The sequence below is a fragment of the Streptomyces reniochalinae genome, from assembly GCF_003323735.1.
GTDB lineage: Bacteria > Actinomycetota > Actinomycetes > Streptomycetales > Streptomycetaceae > Streptomyces > Streptomyces reniochalinae.
The window spans coordinates 39,787-55,826 of sequence record NZ_QOIM01000032.1 but is presented as its reverse complement, the minus strand read 5'-3'; the positions used below and the strand labels follow the sequence as shown (position 1 = coordinate 55,826).

At 73.5% G+C, this 16,040-nt stretch carries 14 protein-coding genes and 1 riboswitch; of the genes, 9 read left to right on the top strand and 5 right to left on the bottom strand.

Annotated elements, in window-relative coordinates:
- Positions 1 to 26: 26 nt before the first annotated feature.
- The 3 genes from DQ392_RS12465 to DQ392_RS12455 all read left to right on the top strand — a co-directional run bounded on the left by DQ392_RS12465 (position 27) and on the right by DQ392_RS12455 (position 3,630).
- Positions 27 to 1,283 (top strand): cation:proton antiporter, encoded by a 1,257-nt coding sequence (locus DQ392_RS12465; protein WP_114015638.1) that lies wholly within the window; start codon positions 27 to 29, stop codon positions 1,281 to 1,283.
- Positions 1,284 to 1,394: 111 nt separating this feature from the next.
- Positions 1,395 to 2,831 (top strand): GuaB1 family IMP dehydrogenase-related protein, encoded by a 1,437-nt coding sequence (locus DQ392_RS12460; RefSeq protein ID WP_114015805.1) that lies wholly within the window; start codon positions 1,395 to 1,397, stop codon positions 2,829 to 2,831.
- 97 nt (positions 2,832 to 2,928) lie between these two features.
- A complete protein-coding gene (locus DQ392_RS12455) occupies positions 2,929 to 3,630 on the top strand; it encodes a class I SAM-dependent methyltransferase (RefSeq protein ID WP_114015637.1) in 702 nt (233 codons plus the stop codon).
- Here the strand turns inward: DQ392_RS12455 and DQ392_RS12450 are convergent.
- Positions 3,627 to 4,634: an SGNH/GDSL hydrolase family protein gene (locus DQ392_RS12450; RefSeq protein WP_114015636.1), complete on the bottom strand. Its 1,008-nt coding sequence runs from the start codon at positions 4,632 to 4,634 to the stop codon at positions 3,627 to 3,629. The two genes, DQ392_RS12455 and DQ392_RS12450, sit on opposite strands and share 4 nt — an antisense overlap.
- Positions 4,635 to 4,694: 60 nt before the next feature.
- Here DQ392_RS12450 and DQ392_RS12445 point away from each other — a divergent pair, with 60 nt between their 5' ends.
- The 3 genes from DQ392_RS12445 (at position 4,695) to DQ392_RS12435 (ending at position 7,879) form a co-directional block, all read left to right on the top strand.
- Positions 4,695 to 5,159 (top strand): Lrp/AsnC family transcriptional regulator, encoded by a 465-nt coding sequence (locus DQ392_RS12445; RefSeq protein ID WP_114015635.1) that lies wholly within the window; start codon positions 4,695 to 4,697, stop codon positions 5,157 to 5,159.
- Positions 5,160 to 5,316: 157 nt separating this feature from the next.
- Positions 5,317 to 6,084 (top strand): carbon-nitrogen hydrolase family protein, encoded by a 768-nt coding sequence (locus tag DQ392_RS12440; RefSeq protein ID WP_114015634.1) that lies wholly within the window; start codon positions 5,317 to 5,319, stop codon positions 6,082 to 6,084.
- 73 nt (positions 6,085 to 6,157) lie between these two features.
- Positions 6,158 to 7,879: a flavin monoamine oxidase family protein gene (locus DQ392_RS12435; protein ID WP_114015633.1), complete on the top strand. Its 1,722-nt coding sequence runs from the start codon at positions 6,158 to 6,160 to the stop codon at positions 7,877 to 7,879.
- A gap of 75 nt (positions 7,880 to 7,954) precedes the next feature.
- Here DQ392_RS12435 and DQ392_RS12430 read toward each other — a convergent pair whose 3' ends face one another.
- The 4 genes from DQ392_RS12430 to DQ392_RS12415 all read right to left on the bottom strand — a co-directional run bounded on the left by DQ392_RS12430 (position 7,955) and on the right by DQ392_RS12415 (position 12,703).
- Positions 7,955 to 8,884: a TIGR03619 family F420-dependent LLM class oxidoreductase gene (locus DQ392_RS12430; RefSeq protein WP_114015632.1), complete on the bottom strand. Its 930-nt coding sequence runs from the start codon at positions 8,882 to 8,884 to the stop codon at positions 7,955 to 7,957.
- Between the two features lie 125 nt (positions 8,885 to 9,009).
- Positions 9,010 to 9,717, bottom strand: a complete 708-nt coding sequence (locus DQ392_RS12425) for a DUF5995 family protein (protein ID WP_114015631.1) — start codon at positions 9,715 to 9,717, stop codon at positions 9,010 to 9,012.
- A 184-nt stretch (positions 9,718 to 9,901) separates the two neighbouring features.
- The gene (locus DQ392_RS12420) at positions 9,902 to 11,281 is read right to left on the bottom strand and encodes a uracil-xanthine permease family protein (RefSeq protein WP_114015630.1); all 1,380 of its coding nucleotides are present in this window, start codon (positions 11,279 to 11,281) and stop codon (positions 9,902 to 9,904) included.
- Positions 11,282 to 11,500: 219 nt separating this feature from the next.
- Positions 11,501 to 12,703, bottom strand: coding sequence for an MFS transporter (locus DQ392_RS12415; RefSeq protein WP_181856405.1), 1,203 nt, complete (start codon positions 12,701 to 12,703; stop codon positions 11,501 to 11,503).
- 488 nt (positions 12,704 to 13,191) lie between these two features.
- A riboswitch (FMN riboswitch) is annotated at positions 13,192 to 13,322 on the top strand.
- Between the two features lie 149 nt (positions 13,323 to 13,471).
- Here DQ392_RS12415 and ribD point away from each other — a divergent pair.
- Genes ribD through pnuC form a run of 3 tightly spaced genes read left to right on the top strand, consistent with a single transcriptional unit; the run spans position 13,472 to position 16,038 of the window.
- Positions 13,472 to 14,701, top strand: coding sequence for a bifunctional diaminohydroxyphosphoribosylaminopyrimidine deaminase/5-amino-6-(5-phosphoribosylamino)uracil reductase RibD (gene ribD / locus DQ392_RS12410; RefSeq protein ID WP_114015628.1), 1,230 nt, complete (start codon positions 13,472 to 13,474; stop codon positions 14,699 to 14,701).
- Positions 14,702 to 15,358: a riboflavin synthase gene (locus tag DQ392_RS12405; RefSeq protein ID WP_114015627.1), complete on the top strand. Its 657-nt coding sequence runs from the start codon at positions 14,702 to 14,704 to the stop codon at positions 15,356 to 15,358.
- On the top strand, positions 15,355 to 16,038 hold the full coding sequence (gene pnuC, locus DQ392_RS12400) for a nicotinamide riboside transporter PnuC (RefSeq protein WP_114015626.1): 684 nt from the start codon (positions 15,355 to 15,357) through the stop codon (positions 16,036 to 16,038). The genes DQ392_RS12405 and pnuC overlap by 4 nt, the downstream gene beginning before the upstream one ends.
- Positions 16,039 to 16,040: the final 2 nt, after the last annotated feature.

Genomic DNA, 16,040 nt, shown 5'->3' with positions numbered 1-16,040 from the left:
GCCGCTGGACAACTGAAAGGCCCTTTGTGCACGACACCACCGTCCTGCTGATCGAACTCGGCGCCGTCATTCTGGGACTGGGGCTGGTAGGCCGCTTCGCCGGCCGTATCGGGCTCTCCCCGATCCCGCTCTACCTGCTGGGGGGTCTCGCCTTCGGGCAGGGAGGGCTCTTCCCGCTGACCGCCACCGAGGGGTTCATCGAGGTCGGTGCGGAGATCGGGGTGATCCTGCTCCTGCTGCTGCTCGGTCTGGAGTACAGCGCCTCGGAGCTGGTCACCAGTCTCAAGACCCAGTACCCGTCCGGCATCGTGGACTTCGCGCTCAACGCGGTGCCGGGCGCGGTGGCGGCGCTGCTGCTGGGCTGGGGCCCGGTCGCGGCGGTGGCGCTGGCAGGTGTCACCTGGATCTCGTCGTCCGGGGTGATCGCCAAGGTGCTCACCGACCTGGGCAGGCTCGGCAACAAGGAGACGCCGGTCATCCTGGGTGTGCTGGTGATCGAGGACCTGTCGATGGCCCTCTATCTGCCGCTGCTGACGGCGCTGGTGGCGGGGCTCGGGCTGGCGGGGACGAGCGTGGCGATGCTGGTGGCGGTGGGCACGGTCGGCATCGTGCTGCTGGTGGCGCTGCGCTTCGGCCGGCACATCAGCCGCGCCGTCAGCTCGAACACCCCGGAGATGCTGCTGCTCGTGGTGCTGGGGCTCACCTTGCTGATCGCGGGTATCGCCGCGAAGCTCCAGGTTTCGGCGGCCGTCGGCGCGTTCCTGGTGGGTATCGCGCTCTCGGGCGAGACGGCCGAGAACGCGCGCAGCCTGCTCACGCCGTTGCGGGACCTGTTCGCCGCCGTCTTCTTCGTCTTCTTCGGGCTCAACACCGACCCCTCCCAGATCCCGCCCGTGCTACTGCCCGCGCTGATCCTGGCCCTGGTCACCGCCGTCACGAAGGTGCTCACCGGCTGGTATGCGGCGGGGCGTGCCGGAGTGGGCGGCAAGGGGCGGCTGCGCGCGGGCGGGGCGCTGGTGGCGCGGGGCGAGTTCTCCATCGTGATAGCGGGGCTCGCCGCGGGCGTGGACTCGCGGATCACCCCGCTGGCGACCGCGTACGTGATGATCATGGTGGTCTTCGGTCCGCTGACCGCCCGCTGGACGGAGCCGGTGGTGCGCCGTCTGAAGGGGGTGGCCGACGCCCGCGCGGCGCGCCGCACGCCGGTGGCCCCGGAGCCCGAGCCCGCCTCCCCGCACGGCGAGGTGGTCCCCGACCCGGTGAGCGGCGGGCACACTCCGTAGTCGCGGCGGGGCGTTGCGCGCTGTCCTCGTGCGATCCCACCAGGGCCGGCCGCTCACTCCGGCGGATCCTCCCCTCTCGCATGGATGTGCGGACGTGGGAGGATGAAGTACGTGCGTTTTCTCAATGATCAGCGGCCCCCGTACGACCTGACGTACGACGACGTCTTCATGGTGCCGAACCGCTCGGCGGTCGGTTCCCGGCAGGGCGTGGACCTCTCCTCGCCCGACGGCACGGGCACCACCATCCCCCTGGTGGTCGCCAACATGACCGCCATCGCCGGACGCCGTATGGCCGAGACCGTGGCTCGCCGCGGCGGGCTCGTGGTGATCCCCCAGGACATCCCGATCGACGTCGTCACCGAGGTCATCGGCTGGGTCAAGCGGCGGCACCACGTCCTCGACACCCCCATCACGCTCGCCCCCACCCAGACCGTCGCCGACGCGCTCTCGCTGCTGCCCAAGCGGGCACACGGCGCCGGTGTCGTGGTGCGGGACGGGCGGCCCGTCGGCGTCGTCACCGAGTCCGATCTGACCGGCGTCGACCGCTTCACCCAGCTCTCTGAGGTCATGACCAGCGAACTGCTGGTCGTCGACGCGGACATCGACCCCCGTGACGCCTTCAACCGGCTCGACGCAGCGCACCGCAAGTTCGCGCCCGCGGTCGGGCCCGACGGCAAGCTCGTCGGCATCCTCACCCGCAAGGGCGCGCTGCGGGCCACCCTCTACAGCCCCGCCGTCGACGCCGGAGGCGCCCTGCGCGTCGCCGCCGCCGTCGGCATCAACGGCGACGTGGCGGCGCGTGCCCGTGCGCTGCTGGACGCGGGCGTCGACACCCTCGTGGTGGACACCGCCCACGGCCACCAGGAAGGCATGCTCGACGCCCTCAAGGCCGTCCGCGCCCTCGGCCCGGCCGTCCCGGTCGTGGCCGGCAACATCGTGGCCGCCGAGGGCGTACGCGACCTGATCGAGGCGGGCGCCGACATCGTCAAGGTCGGCGTGGGCCCCGGCGCCATGTGCACCACCCGCATGATGACCGGCGTCGGGCGGCCGCAGTTCTCCGCCGTCCTGGAGTGCGCCGCCGAAGCCCGCAAGTTCGGCAAGCACGTGTGGGCCGACGGTGGCGTGCGGCACCCCCGCGACGTCGCCATGGCGCTCGCCGCCGGAGCCTCCAACGTGATGATCGGCTCGTGGTTCGCCGGCACCCACGAGTCGCCCGGCGACCTCCAGCAGGCCGCCGACGGACGCCTCTACAAGGAGTCGTTCGGCATGGCCTCCGCCCGCGCCGTGCGCAACCGCACCCAGGAGGAGTCGGCCTACGACCGTGCCCGCAAGGGCCTGTTCGAGGAGGGCATCTCCACCTCCCGGATGTTCCTCGACCCGGCCCGCCCCGGCGTCGAGGACCTGATCGACTCCGTCATCGCGGGCGTCCGCTCGTCCTGCACCTACGCGGGCGCCGGCACGCTGGAGGAGTTCGCGGAGAAGGCCGTCGTCGGCGTCCAGAGCGCCGCGGGCTACGCGGAGGGCAAGCCGCTGCACGCCAGCTGGTGACCGCTCCGGCGACCGGCGCCGCACCCCGGGCCGGGGCGCGGCGCCGGTCGTGTCCGAGGGCTTCCGCGCCACTGAGCCGCGTGATCGGATGACGTGCATGAGCACTTACACGCGCCAAGCGAACACGGGCACCGGTCCTGGGGAGATCACCCCGGACGGCTGCGCCGTGGAGGTCTACGCCCGGCTGCCGGAGATCGGCGAGACCGGGATCGTCGCCTCCGCCGTGGCGGAGCCCCGCGGACTGACCCTGCTCGAACTCGGCGCGGGCTCCGGGCGGATGACCCGCTCCCTGGTCCGGCGCGGCTTCCGGGTGACCGCCGTCGACGAGTCGCCGGGCATGCTCGACCTGATCGAGGACGCCCGCACCGTACGCTCCGCCATCGAGGACCTCGATCTCGGCGAGCGCTTCGACGTCGTCACCCTCACCTCCTTCCTCGTCAACACCGCCGACGACGACCTGCGCACCGGACTGCTCGACGCCTGCGCCCGGCACGTCGCCTCCGACGGCTGCGTCGTCATCCAGCGCCAGCACGACAGCCGCCACGAGGACGTCAGGCCCGGGCACGGCTGGCGCGCGGACGGGATGACCGTCACCACCACCGACGTCGAGCAGGTCGGCGACGGACTCACGCGCTCCCGCGTGGAGTACACCAGCGAGGGCCGCACCTGGGTGCAGACGTACTACTCGCGTCTGCTGACCGAACCCGTCTTCGCCGAGGCGCTCTCCGCCGCCGGGCTGCGCGTCGACCGCTGGCTGACGGAGCGGCACGACTGGGTGCGTGCCGTACCGGCCGGCTAGAGAGCCCCGCCCTCCCCGGGCGTCGGCACGGCCGCCTCCTCGCTCAGGGCGCGGGCCACCGCGGAGGCGACCAGCGCGTGCCCCGCGTCGTCGGGGTGCACGCCGTCCACCAGGTGTCCGGGACCGATCAGATCAGCGCCCGGCAGCAGCGCGAGCCGGTCGTCGCCCGCCGCGATCCGGGCCCGTACGGCCTCCTCCATCGCCGCACGCAGTCCTGCCAGGGTCGCGCCGAGGGCGTTCGGCTCACGCTCGGCCTCCGGACGCACCAGCGGAGAGACCACCAGCAACGGCGCACGGGGATGCCCTGCGCGCACCAGGCGCAGGAACGCCGTGACGGTCTCGGCCATCAGCCCCGTCGAATACGGCACGCCCGTCCAGCAGTTGCAGCCGAACGCCAGGGTCAGCACCGAGCCGGGGAGAGCCGCCAGCTGCTCGGCGCTCGCCATCTCCCCGTGCGCGGAACCCGTGTAGCCCAGGTTGACGGTGTCCAGGCCCAGCTCGCGGCCCGCGACCGCGGGCCAGCCCAGTGAGGGCGCCGACGCCGACCAGCCCTCCGTGATCGAGTCGCCGTACACCAGCCAGCGGGGTCGCCGCGGTGCGGGCCGCGCGCCGCGCACCCCCAGCAGCACAGGGGCGTACCCCTCCGGCGGGTACAGCACCCCGCGGCCGCCCGGCCAGTCCACGCGCAGCACCCTTGTGGCCTCCTGCGGGGTCTCCGGGACGGCGGTGACCCTCTCGCCGTCCCGCAGCGCCTCCCACATCCGGCTCCCCTCCCGCAGCGCGTCCACGGTGCCCAGAGCGGCCGCGCGGTAGCGCACCTCGAACGGGCCCCGCGCGACGAACTCCAGCCGTACCCCCACCGGCATCCGGGCCCGGGCCCAGGTCGTGGCCGGCAGCCGGGCCGCGTCCGCCGGGTCGGCGCGCACGCACCTGTCGCCGTCCCGCCAGGACACCCCCCTCAGGAACGGCCCGGCGTCCTGCCACCCGCCCACCTCTTCCGGCACCCTCACCCCGTCCTTCCGGCCGTTCCGCGGCCCGAGTTCACCTCGTGTTCTACTGGCGCCGTGCCACAGAACGATCTCGACACCCTCGACGAACGCATCGTCCACGCCCTCGCCGAGGATGCCCGCCGCACCTACGCCGACATCGGAGCCGAGGTCGGCCTGTCGGCACCCGCCGTGAAGCGGCGCGTGGACCGGCTGCGGGAGCGCGGCGCGATCACGGGGTTCACCGTACGGGTCGATCCGGCCGCCCTGGGGTGGCAGACGGAGGGTTTCATCGAGATGTACTGCCGCTCCCGGACGGCGCCCGAGGACATCCGCCGGGCGCTCGCGCGCTATCCCGAAGTGGCCTCGGCCTCCACGGTGACCGGGGACGCCGACGCGCTCGTGCAGGTCTTCGCGGCGGACATGCGGCACTTCGAGACGGTGCTGGAGAGGATCGCGGGCGAACCCTTCGTCGACCGCACCAAGTCGGTACTGGTGCTCTCCCCCTTGCTGCGCCGCTACACCGCGGGCCCCCCGCTGTAGACGCACCCTGCCCTTCCCCCCGGATTGCGTCCGGGGGCACTCCGGCACGGCAACGCAACAGAACGTCCGTCTCGGCCGAGATCGCGCAACAGATGAGGGGTGACCCCGCAAGATCGGCAGCTTGCCGCCCGCAAGGGCGCTCCGTAGCGTCGAAGTCGTGCGTATCGCCCTCCACCAGACCCGGGCCGCCGGCCTGGACGCCCTCGACAGCGCGGCCCGCGAGGCAGCCGCTCGGGGTGCCCGTCTCCTCCTCACGCCGGAGCTCTCCCTCACCGGCTACGCCCTCGCCGACCCGGCGGGGGCGGCACAGCGCAGCGACGGCCCGGCCGCGCGGAAGGTCTCCCGCATCGCCCGCCGCCACGGGGTCGCTGTCGGCTACGGCTACCCCGAGCGGGGCGAGGACGGCGCCGTGCACAACACCGCCGGGCTCGTCGGCCCGGACGGCGAGGCCCTCGCGCACTACCGCAAGACGCACCTGTACGGCACCTACGAGACCGAGCACTACACGCCGGGTACCCGCCTGCCCGTCCAGGCGCGGCTGGAGGGGCTGACGCTCGGTCTGCTGATCTGCTACGACGTCGAGTTCCCCGAAGCCGTGCGCGCGCACGCCCTCGCGGGCACCGACGTCCTGCTCGTGCCGACCGCGCTGATGCGCCCCTACGACACGGTGGCCACGACGCTCGTTCCTGCGCGGGCCGTGGAGAGCCAGCTCTACGTCGCCTACGCCAACCGCGTGGGCCGCGAGGGCGAGTTCGACTTCGCGGGGCGCAGCTGTCTGGCCGCTCCTGACGGCACCGTGCCGGCCCGCGCCGACGGCGACGCGCAGACCCTGCTGGTGGCCGACGCCGATCCGGCGTTGCTGGAGGCGTCCCGCGAGCGCAACCCGTATCTGGCCGACCGCCGCCCCGAGCTGTACCCGGCCTGAGGCCCCCTCCACTCGCGCCCAGGGCGCCGTCCCCCTACCCCTTGCCAGGCCCGCACCCCAGGAGTACCTCCGCATGACTTCCACCGTGCCCACCGCCGCCCACGAGCAGGACGAGCGGCAGCCCGCAGGCGAGCAGCAGGCGCAGCGTCCGCTCACGATGTTCGGTCCCGACTTCCCGTTCGCCTACGACGACTACCTGGCGCACCCGGCGGGCCTGGGCGCGGTGCCGCCCGCCGAACACGGCAGCGAGGTCGCCGTCGTCGGCGGCGGCCTGTCGGGCCTGGTGGCGGCGTACGAGCTGATGAAGATGGGGCTCAAGCCCGTCGTGTACGAGGCCGACCAGCTCGGCGGCCGGCTGCGCACGGCGGCGTTCGAGGGCGGCGACCCGTCGCTGCGCGCGGAGATGGGCGCCATGCGCTTCCCCCCGTCCTCGACCGCGCTCCAGCACTACATCGACCTCGCCGGGCTGGAGACCAAGCCGTTCCCCAACCCGCTGGCGCCCGGCACCCCCTCCACCGTGGTGGACCTCAAGGGCGAGTCGCACTACGCCCGCACGCTGGAGGACCTGCCGCCCGTCTACCACCAGGTGATGGAGGCGTGGAACGCCTGCCTGGAGGAGGGCGCCGACTTCTCCGCGATGCAGCGGGCGATACGCGAGCGGGACGTGCCCCGCATCCGCGAGATCTGGTCCGGGCTGGTGGAGAAGCTGGACAACCAGACCTTCTACGGCTACCTGTGCGACTCCCCGGCCTTCTCCTCCTTCCGGCACCGGGAGATCTTCGGCCAGGTCGGCTTCGGCACCGGCGGCTGGGACACCGACTTCCCCAACTCGATCCTGGAGATCCTGCGCGTCGTCTACACCGGCGCCGACGACGACCACCGCGGCATCGTCGGCGGCTGCCAGCAGCTGCCGCTGCGGCTGTGGGAGCGCGAGCCCGGCAAGCTCGTCCACTGGCCGCAGGGCACCAGCCTGGCCACGCTGCATCCGGGCGGCGCCCCCCGCCCCGCCGTCACCCGGCTGCACCGCACCGCGGGCAACCGCGTGACCGTAACCGACGCGGGCGGGAACACCCGCACCTACCGGGCCGCCGTCTTCACGGCCCAGTCGTGGCTGCTGCTCAGCCGCATCGACTGCGACGACGCGCTGCTGCCCATCGACCACTGGACGGCCGTGGAGCGCACCCACTACATGGAGTCCTCCAAGCTGTTCGTCCCCGTCGACCGGCCGTTCTGGCTCGACCAGGACCCGCGCACCGGCCGGGACACGATGAGCATGACGCTCACCGACCGCATGACGCGCGGCACCTACCTGCTGGACGAGGGACCCGACCGGCCCGCCGTCATCTGCCTCTCGTACACGTGGTGCGACGACAGCCTCAAGTGGCTGCCGCTGAACGCGAACGAGCGGATGGAGGTCATGCTCAAGTCGCTGGGCGAGATCTATCCCGGCGTCGACATCCGCAAGCACATCACCGGCGACCCGCTCACCGTCTCCTGGGAGGACGAGCCCTACTTCCTCGGCGCCTTCAAGGCCAACCTGCCGGGGCACTACCGCTACCAGCGGCGGCTGTTCACCCACTTCATGCAGGACCGGCTGCCCACGGACCGGCGCGGCCTCTTCCTGGCGGGTGACGACATCTCCTGGACGGCAGGATGGGCCGAGGGAGCCGTACAGACCGCGCTCAACGCCGTGTGGGGCGTCATGCACCACCTCGGCGGCGCCTGCGACCCGGCCAACCCCGGCCCCGGGGACGCCTTCGACGGAATCGAACCTGTGCTGCTGCCGGAGGACTGACCAGGGGGCCGAAGCGGACCGGAAGTGCCGGGCGGGCCGAAGGCGCGGGCGGACCAGAGGGGCGCGGGGAGCGGGCTACAGCCCTGCGTCCGTGACCGCCTCGCGCAGCTCCTTCGCGGAGTCGATCAGCTCCTGGGCGTCGCGGCACTCCAGCTGGTTGTCCAGCAGCACCTCGCTCACCCCGGCCCGCGCCGCCCCGGCCAGGTCCTCGACGATCTGCTCGACACTGCCCTGGTAGGGGCTGCGCCTCCCCTCGACGGGGCGGTCGGTGACCCGGACGAACGCCCGTACCGTCGTGGACAGTTCGGCCGGATCGCGCCCCACCTCGCCGGCCAGTTCCCTGATCCGGGCGTGGGTGGCGACCACCTGCTCGTTGGAGACCAGCGAAGGCAGCCAGCCGTCGGCCCGCCGCACCAGCCGCCGCAGCGCACGGTCGTTGCCCGCCGCCAACAGCACCGGAACGTGGGACGCCGCGGGCTTGGGGCCCACGGCCGACGGGGTGAAGCGGGTGCGCCCGCCCTCGTAGGAGGCCGGGTCGGCGCCCCAGACCTTGGCGCACACGTCCAGCAGCTCATCCAGAGCGGCGCCGCGCGAGGCGTAGTCGACGCCCGCAGCCGCGTACTCGTCGCGCGACCAGCCCGTGCCCAGGCCGGCGACGAGCCGGCCCCCGCTGGCCGCGTCCAGCGAGCCCAGCGCCCGCGCCAGCAGGAACGGCGGGCGCAGCGGGCCGACCAGAACGGCGGAGCCCAGCCGGACGCGCCCGGTGACGGCCGCGGCCATCGACAGGGTGACCAGCGGATCGGCGACCGACCTGAAATACGCGGACCACTCCAGACCCGGGATCAGGTACATGTCGTCCAGGGGCTGTTCGGGCCGCATGATCCGCTCCAGCACCCAGACGCTGTCGTACCCCATCTCCTCGGCCGCCCGCGCCACCGTCGTCACGTCCGTGGCCAGGTCGTACGTACCCGTCTGCGGCAGTCCGAGCCCCAGTCGCAGTGCCATGTCGCCCTCCGTCAGCTGATCGCCCGTCGTCGGCGCCCTGCGGGCGGGGACCGTCCCCCGCGCCCGTGGTACCTGCCTACGCGATCAGGTCCCTCAGGGCAATGGCGCCTCCCCGGCCCGGACGCTCAGTGCCACAGCGGCGTCAGCAGGCAGCGGCCCGTCATGGCGACCGTCGAGTCGAGCCCGTCCGCCATGTCCTCCAGCAGTTCGCCGAACGTGCGCAGCCCCCACAGCGCCCGGAACGCGGCCCACGCGCCGCATCTGGCCCGCTCCAGGCTCCACGCACCGATCAGGTGCGTCAGCGGATCGGCGACGTCCAGCAGGTCGGGGCCCGGCATCAGCTCCTCGCGGATGCGCTCCTCAAGACCCGTCAGCAGCTCGCCGATCCGCTCGAAGTCCGCCTCCAGCGTCTCGGGACCCGCCCCGAGCGCCTGGCAGGTGTCCACCAGCGCCAGCGGCAGGTCGTGGCAGATGTGCGCGTTGACGCCCGCCAGGGCGAACTGGAGCGGATGAACGGACGGATGGCGGCGGAAGCGGAAGAGCGGGCGCCAGCACGCGGGCGTGCGCAGCCCCTGGGCCTCGGCGTCCACCGCGTCCAGGAAACGCCGGGCGAAGCGCGTGCCCAGCTCGCCGGTGGCGGCGCGGTCGGCGAAGTGCCCGGAGACCAGCCGCCGCTCCAACTCCTCGGTCACCGACAGATACACCCGGTCGAAGACGGCCACCCCGTCCTGGCGCGGCAGTGTCGCGCCGATCTCCCGCATGCGAGCGGTCACTTCGGCAATCGACGCCGACGACACCGCGCGCTGCGCGGGTACCTGGTCCGTAGAGGTCATGCCACGCAGCGTGACAGCCGGCCGCGCGCCACGGAGCCGGCCCGCACCGCAGGGCCCCCGGACGGAGGACGCCGGTCTCGGCGATCTCGGCCTCACAGCGGGTGACGCGGGCCGTCGGCGTGCGCGAGGTGGGGGAGGACCACCGGGGACGGTACTTCGAGCTGACGGCGCAGGGCGCGCCGCCTCACTCCTTCTCGTCGTAGCCGCTGGTGCCCTCGTCCAGCAGCGGCTCCTGCGCCTTGAGATGCGGCGGTGCCAGCGCCTTGAGGACGTGGTAGCCGGTGAGGACGACGAGGGTGCCCAGCGCGATGCCGCTCAACTCGAATGTGTCGGTGAACTTCAGGGAGACGCCGCCGACCCCGATGATGATGCCCGCGGCCACCGGCACCAGGTTGAGCGGGTTGCGCATGTCCACGCGGTTGTTGATCCAGATCTGCGCGCCGAGCAGGCCGATCATGCCGTACAGGATGACGGTGATGCCGCCGAGCACCCCGCCGGGGATGGCCGCGACGATCGCGCCGAACTTGGGGCAGAGCCCGAAGAGCAGGGCGAAGCACGCCGCCGCCCAGTACGCGGCCGTCGAGTAGACGCGCGTGGCGGCCATGACCCCGATGTTCTCCGAGTAGGTCGTGGTGGCCGGGCCGCCGAACGCCGTGGAGAGCACGCTTCCCACGCCGTCCGCGGAGATCGCGGTACCGAGTTGGTCGTCGAGCGGGTCACCCGTCATCTCGCCGACGGCCTTCACATGGCCCGCGTTCTCGGCGACCAGCGCGATCACCACCGGCAGCGCCACCAGGATCGCCGACCACGAGAAGTCGGGGCCGTGCACCGACGGCAGCCCGAACCAGTCGGCCTGCCCGACCCCGGACAGATCCAGCCGCCAGTGGTCCACCGTCTTCCCGCTCGCGTCCGGCGAGTGGATCCGGCCGAAGACCGTATCGAGGCCCCACGAGAGCAGGTACCCGACGACCAGCCCCAGGAAGATCGCGATGCGCGACCAGAAACCCCGCAGACACACCACGGCGAGGCCGGTCAGCAGCATCGTCAGCAGAGCCGTCCACTGGTCCTGCGGCCAGTAGGTGCTCGCCGTGACCGGTGCCAGGTTGAAGCCGATCAGCATGACGACCGCGCCGGTCACCACCGGCGGCATCGCCGCGTGGATGATCCGCGCTCCGAACTTGCGCACCGCCATACCGACGAGGAGGAGCGCGGCACCGACCACCAGGATCGCGCCGGTCACCGTGGCGCTGCTGCCGCCCTGGCCGCGGATGACGGCGGCCACGCCGACGAAGGAGAGGCTGCACCCCAGGTAGCTCGGTACCCTGCCGCGGGTCGCGAGCAGGAAGAACATCGTCGCGAACCCGGACATCATGATGGCGAGGTTGGGGTCGAGGCCCATCAGGACGGGCGCCACGAAGCTGGCACCGAACATGGCCACCACGTGCTGGGCGCCCAGGCCCGCGGTCCGCGGCCAGGACAGCCGCTCGTCGGGCTTCACGACGGCACCGGGTGCGGGGACTCGCCCGTCCCCGTGCACCTTCCACCGCACGCCGAGCCCACCCATGATCGCTCCCGCTCTGTTCCTGGCCGATTCTGATCGCCCCACATCCTAGTTCGACCGCCCGCACCCTTATCCCGCCCGCAACCTCTGCCGCCACCGCAGGGGCGGCGTACCCCCGCCGGGGTGCTCGGCGCTGCACGCACGGACCCTTCGTCGGGAGCGCCCCCAGGGGCGCAGGGACGCGAGAGGCCGGGGAAGCCGGCTCGGGCACAGCGCCGAGCGTCAGGCGCGCAGGACGGTGGCCATGGCCACCAGCCCCAGCAGCAGGGCGGTGACGACGCCGAAGGAGACCGACAGCGTGGTCGTCTGGGCGATCCAGCCGACGATGGCGGGCGCGGCCAGGCCCGAGGCGTAGGCCAGGGTGGCGACCCCGGCGATGGCCTGTCCCGGCGCGGTGGCGGTGGTGCGGCCCGCCGCGGCGAAGCAGAGCGGGACCACCACGGCGATGCCGACCCCGATGAGGGCGAACCCGGTGACGGCCACGGCGGGTGTGCGGGCGGCGACGACGAGCGCCGCGCCCAGCGCGGCGAGCACTCCGCCGGCCCGTACCGTCGCCACGGGGCCGAAGCGCCGCACCACCGCGTCGCCGGACAGCCGGGCGAGGGCCATGGTGCAGGCGAACGCCGTGTAGGCGGAGGCGGCGAGTCCTGGTTCGGCTCCGGTGACGTCGGCCAGATAGATGCCGGACCAGTCCATCGAGGCCCCCTCGGCGAAGACCGCGCAGAAGCCCAGCAGTCCGATGGCCAGCGCGCCGCGTGAGGGCAGCGCGAACCGGGGCGGCGCTTCGGTGCCGTCGTCCCCGTCGGCGGCGTCCGGCGCGGTCGCGGGCTCGGTCCCCGGTGTCCAGTGCGCGGCGGCCACCGCGAGCGCACCCAGCAGCGGCGCGGCCGAAGCCAGGTGGACCCGCCCGTCGAGGCCCGCGTGGGCGGCCAGTACGCCGCCCGCGCCGCCGACCAGGGTGCCCACGCTCCACAGGCCGTGCAGCCCCGACATCACCGACCGTCCGTACGCCGCCTCGACGCGTACGCCCTGGGCGTTCATGGCCACGTCCATCAGCCCGAGCCCGCACCCGTAGAGGAAGAGGGCCACGCACAGCCAGCCCAGCGCGGGTGCCTGCGGCGGCAGCACAAGGCCCGCGCAGCAGACCAGGGACACCCAGGCGAGGGCGCGCCGGGGGCCGTACCTGTGGGCGAGGCGGGCGGAGAGCGGCATGGCGGCGGAGGCGCCCACCGTCATGAACACCAGTGCCAGTCCCAGCCAGCCGGGGCTGAGGCCGAGGTTTTCGCGCAGCCAGGGGATGCGGGTGGCGAAGGTGCCGCTGGCCGTGCCGTGCACGGCGAAGACAACGGAGACGGCCACCCTCGCTCGCCGTACCTCCCGGCCGGGGCGTGATTGGCCGGAAGTGCCCGCCGCGGTGGCCTCCAAGCGCGCGTCGCGCACCCGGTCGCTCCCCACGGACGCCGTCGCGCGCCCGTCGTCGGGCACTGTCGCGCGCCCGTCGAGCCGCCGGTCGCCGGGCGCGGTGTCCGTCCTCGCATCCGGCTCCCGCCGGCTGTCGCCCGTCTGCATCCTGTCCCTGTCTCCCCTTGCCGCCGCCCGTGTCCCGCCGTCGCCACTCGTCTCGCGAGAGGCGCCGCGCGGCCGGGACCGCCACCGGCGCCGGCCGTGGGGACCCCGCCGGTGTCCCGCGCTGATCGTGCCCGGCCCGCGGCCGGTTCGAACACCTGTACAGGGCTGACACCTGCACAGGGCTGACACCTGCGCGGGGCGTACACGAGCGCAGGGCGCGGATACGGAGGCGCTGTTTTCGGCCACTGTGAGTCAGCACACAGCGTCCGCCCGCATGGGTCCCGCTTCCGCGTGGCAGACTTGGGGTACCTCCCGGCCGAAGGCTGGGGGAGTACCAGTGACGTCAGCGCACTCCGGGGTCGGTGAAAGTCCGAACCGGCGGTTACAGTCCGCGACCCGCCCGCAGCCAGCGGCCGGTTGACCAGGTGAGATTCCTGGACCGACGGTGAAAGTCCGGATGGGAGGCAGTGCGCGGCGGGCCGAAGCCGGTACGCCGTCCTCGTCGGCGGCCCCGCCCGGGCAGCAGCCTCGAAGCGGGTCCTCCGCCCCGGCCGGTTTCCCACCGGATGCGTGTCCGCCCTCGTCCCTCGAGGTCCCTCGAGCGAGCCCCGGAGTCCGTGCCCGATGAGGCAGGAGGACCCGGTGGCCCCCCACCCCCAGGCGCCGTCCGCGCCGCAGGCCGAGCGCGATGCCATGCGCCGCGCCCTCGCCCTCGCCGCGCGGGGGCTCGGCTCCACCAGTCCGAACCCGGTCGTGGGCTGCGTCGTCCTCGACCGTGCGGGCCGGACCGTGGGGGAGGGCTGGCATCAGCGCGCCGGCGGGCCGCACGCCGAGGTCCACGCCCTCGCCGAGGCGGGCGACGACGCGCGCGGCGGCACCGCGGTCGTCACGCTGGAGCCCTGTGACCACACCGGACGCACCGGACCGTGCTCGCGGGCGCTCGTCGCCGCGGGGGTCTCGCGCGTCGTCTACGCCGTCTCCGACCCGAGCCCAGGGGCCGCAGGCGGCGCCCGTACCCTCGCGGCCGCCGGTGTCGACGTCGAGGGCGGGCTGCTGGCCGACGAGGCGGCCGCGGGCAACGTGGCGTGGCTGACCTCGGTGCTGCACGGCCGCCCCTACGTGACCTGGAAGTACGCCGCCACGCTCGACGGGCGCACCGCCGCGGCCGACCGCTCCAGCCGCTGGATCACCTCCGCAGAGGCCCGCACCGACGTGCACAGGCTGCGCGCCGAGTCCGACGCGGTGCTCGTCGGTTCCGGCACGGCACGCGCCGACGATCCGCACCTGGCCGTGCGCGGAATCCCCGGCGCCATCCAGCCGCTCCGCGTCGTCGTCGACAGCGAGGCCGCCGCCGTCGGGCCCGGGGCACGCGTCCTCGACCCCGTGGCGCCCACCCTCGTCGCCGTCGCCGGCGACGCGGACGCCGGGGCTCTGGAAACCGCGCTGCGCGGCGCCGAGGGCGATGCCGCACTGCTGCGGCTGCCCCGGGCGCCCGAGGGGCCCGGGCTCGACCTGACCACCCTGCTGGCGGCCCTGCACGGACGCGGTGTGCGCTCCGTGCTGCTGGAGGGCGGCGCCACCCTCGCCGGCGCGTTCGTCGCCGCGGGCCTGGTCGACCGGGTGGTCGGCTATCTGGCGCCCGTGCTGCTGGGGGCCGGGCCGCCGGCGCTGGGCGAGGCCGGAATCAGCACGCTCGCCCAGGCGTTGCGGCTGACCGTGAGCGAGACCGTGCGACTCGGCCCCGACCTGCGGATCACCGCCGTGGGCGGCACGGCACCCGGGACGGCCCACACCGCCGCCGCTGCCGCCACCGCCGGAGCGGAGAAGCCGCCCGAGCAACCAGAGGAGTCCTGAGTGTTCACCGGAATCGTGGAAGAGCTGGGCGAGGTCGTCGCCGTCGAGGACCGGGGCGAGGCGGCACGGCTGCGGCTGCGCGGACCCCGCGTCACGGCGGACGCGGGCCACGGAGACTCGATCGCCGTCAACGGCGTGTGCCTGACCGTCGTCGAGACGAGTAACGGCGTCTTCACCGCCGACGTCATGGCGGAGACCCTGCACCGCTCCGGCCTCGGCGCGCTGAAGGCCGGCTCGCCCGTCAACCTGGAGCGCCCCATGGCGCTGGGCGGGAGGCTCGACGGCCATCTCGTGCAGGGGCACGTCGATGGCAGGGGCACCATCACGGCCCGCAACGACAAGGACAGCGGCACCGAGATCACCGTCGCCCTGCCCGACGGGCTCGGCAGGTACGTGGTGGAGAAGGGCTCGATCACGGTGGACGGCATCAGCCTGACCGTGGTGGAGGCGGGGGAGGCCCACTTCACCGTCTCCCTCATCCCCACCACGCTCGCCCTGACCACGCTCGGCACCAAGCAGCCTGGCGACCCGGTGAACCTGGAGGTCGACGTCCTGGCCAAGTACGTGGAGCGGCTGATGGGCGCCGCGCCCACCGGCCGCGAGACCCCGGACGGCCGCGAGACCCTGAGCAGGGGAGAGAGGGAAGGGGCGCGGTGAACGTCTTCGAGTGGCTCAACACCGAGGCGTTCACCGTCTTCGGGCAGCGCGTCATCTGGTCCGACATGCTGGGCAACACCATCGGGCTGATAGCGCTCGCGCTCGGCTGGCGCCGCTCCATCGCGACGTGGCCCGCGCAGTTCCTCTCCGGGCTGGTACTCGTCGGCGCGTTCGCCTCCGCGCACCTGGCCGGCGGTGTCGGCAAGCAGCTCCTGGTGATCGTGGTGGCCCTGTGGGGCTGGTACCAGTGGCGGCGCGGCAACCAGCGGGCGCAGGACGGCTCCATCGCCGTACGGTTCGCCGGCCGGCGCGAGCGCGGGGTCCTCGCGCTGGGCACCGCGCTGGGCACGGTGGCCGTCGGCGTCCTCTTCAGCCTCGTTCCGGCCCTCTCCTGGAGCCCGTGGGCCGACGCCTACATCTTCGTCGGCACGCTGGCCGCCATGGTCGCCCAGGCGCGTGGCCTGGTGGAGTTCTGGTTCGCCTGGCTGCTGGTCGACGTGGTCGGCGTGCCGCTGGCCTTCAGCAGCGGGCTGGCCTTCTCAGGACTCGTCTACGTCGTCTACCTCGGCCTGGTGCTCTGGGGACTGCGTGACTGGTGGCAGCGGTCCCGCAGCGATGCCCGCGCCCCGGCGGGAACCCGTAAGGAGCCCGCGCTGGGCCCGACCGGAGCCGCGTTGTGAGC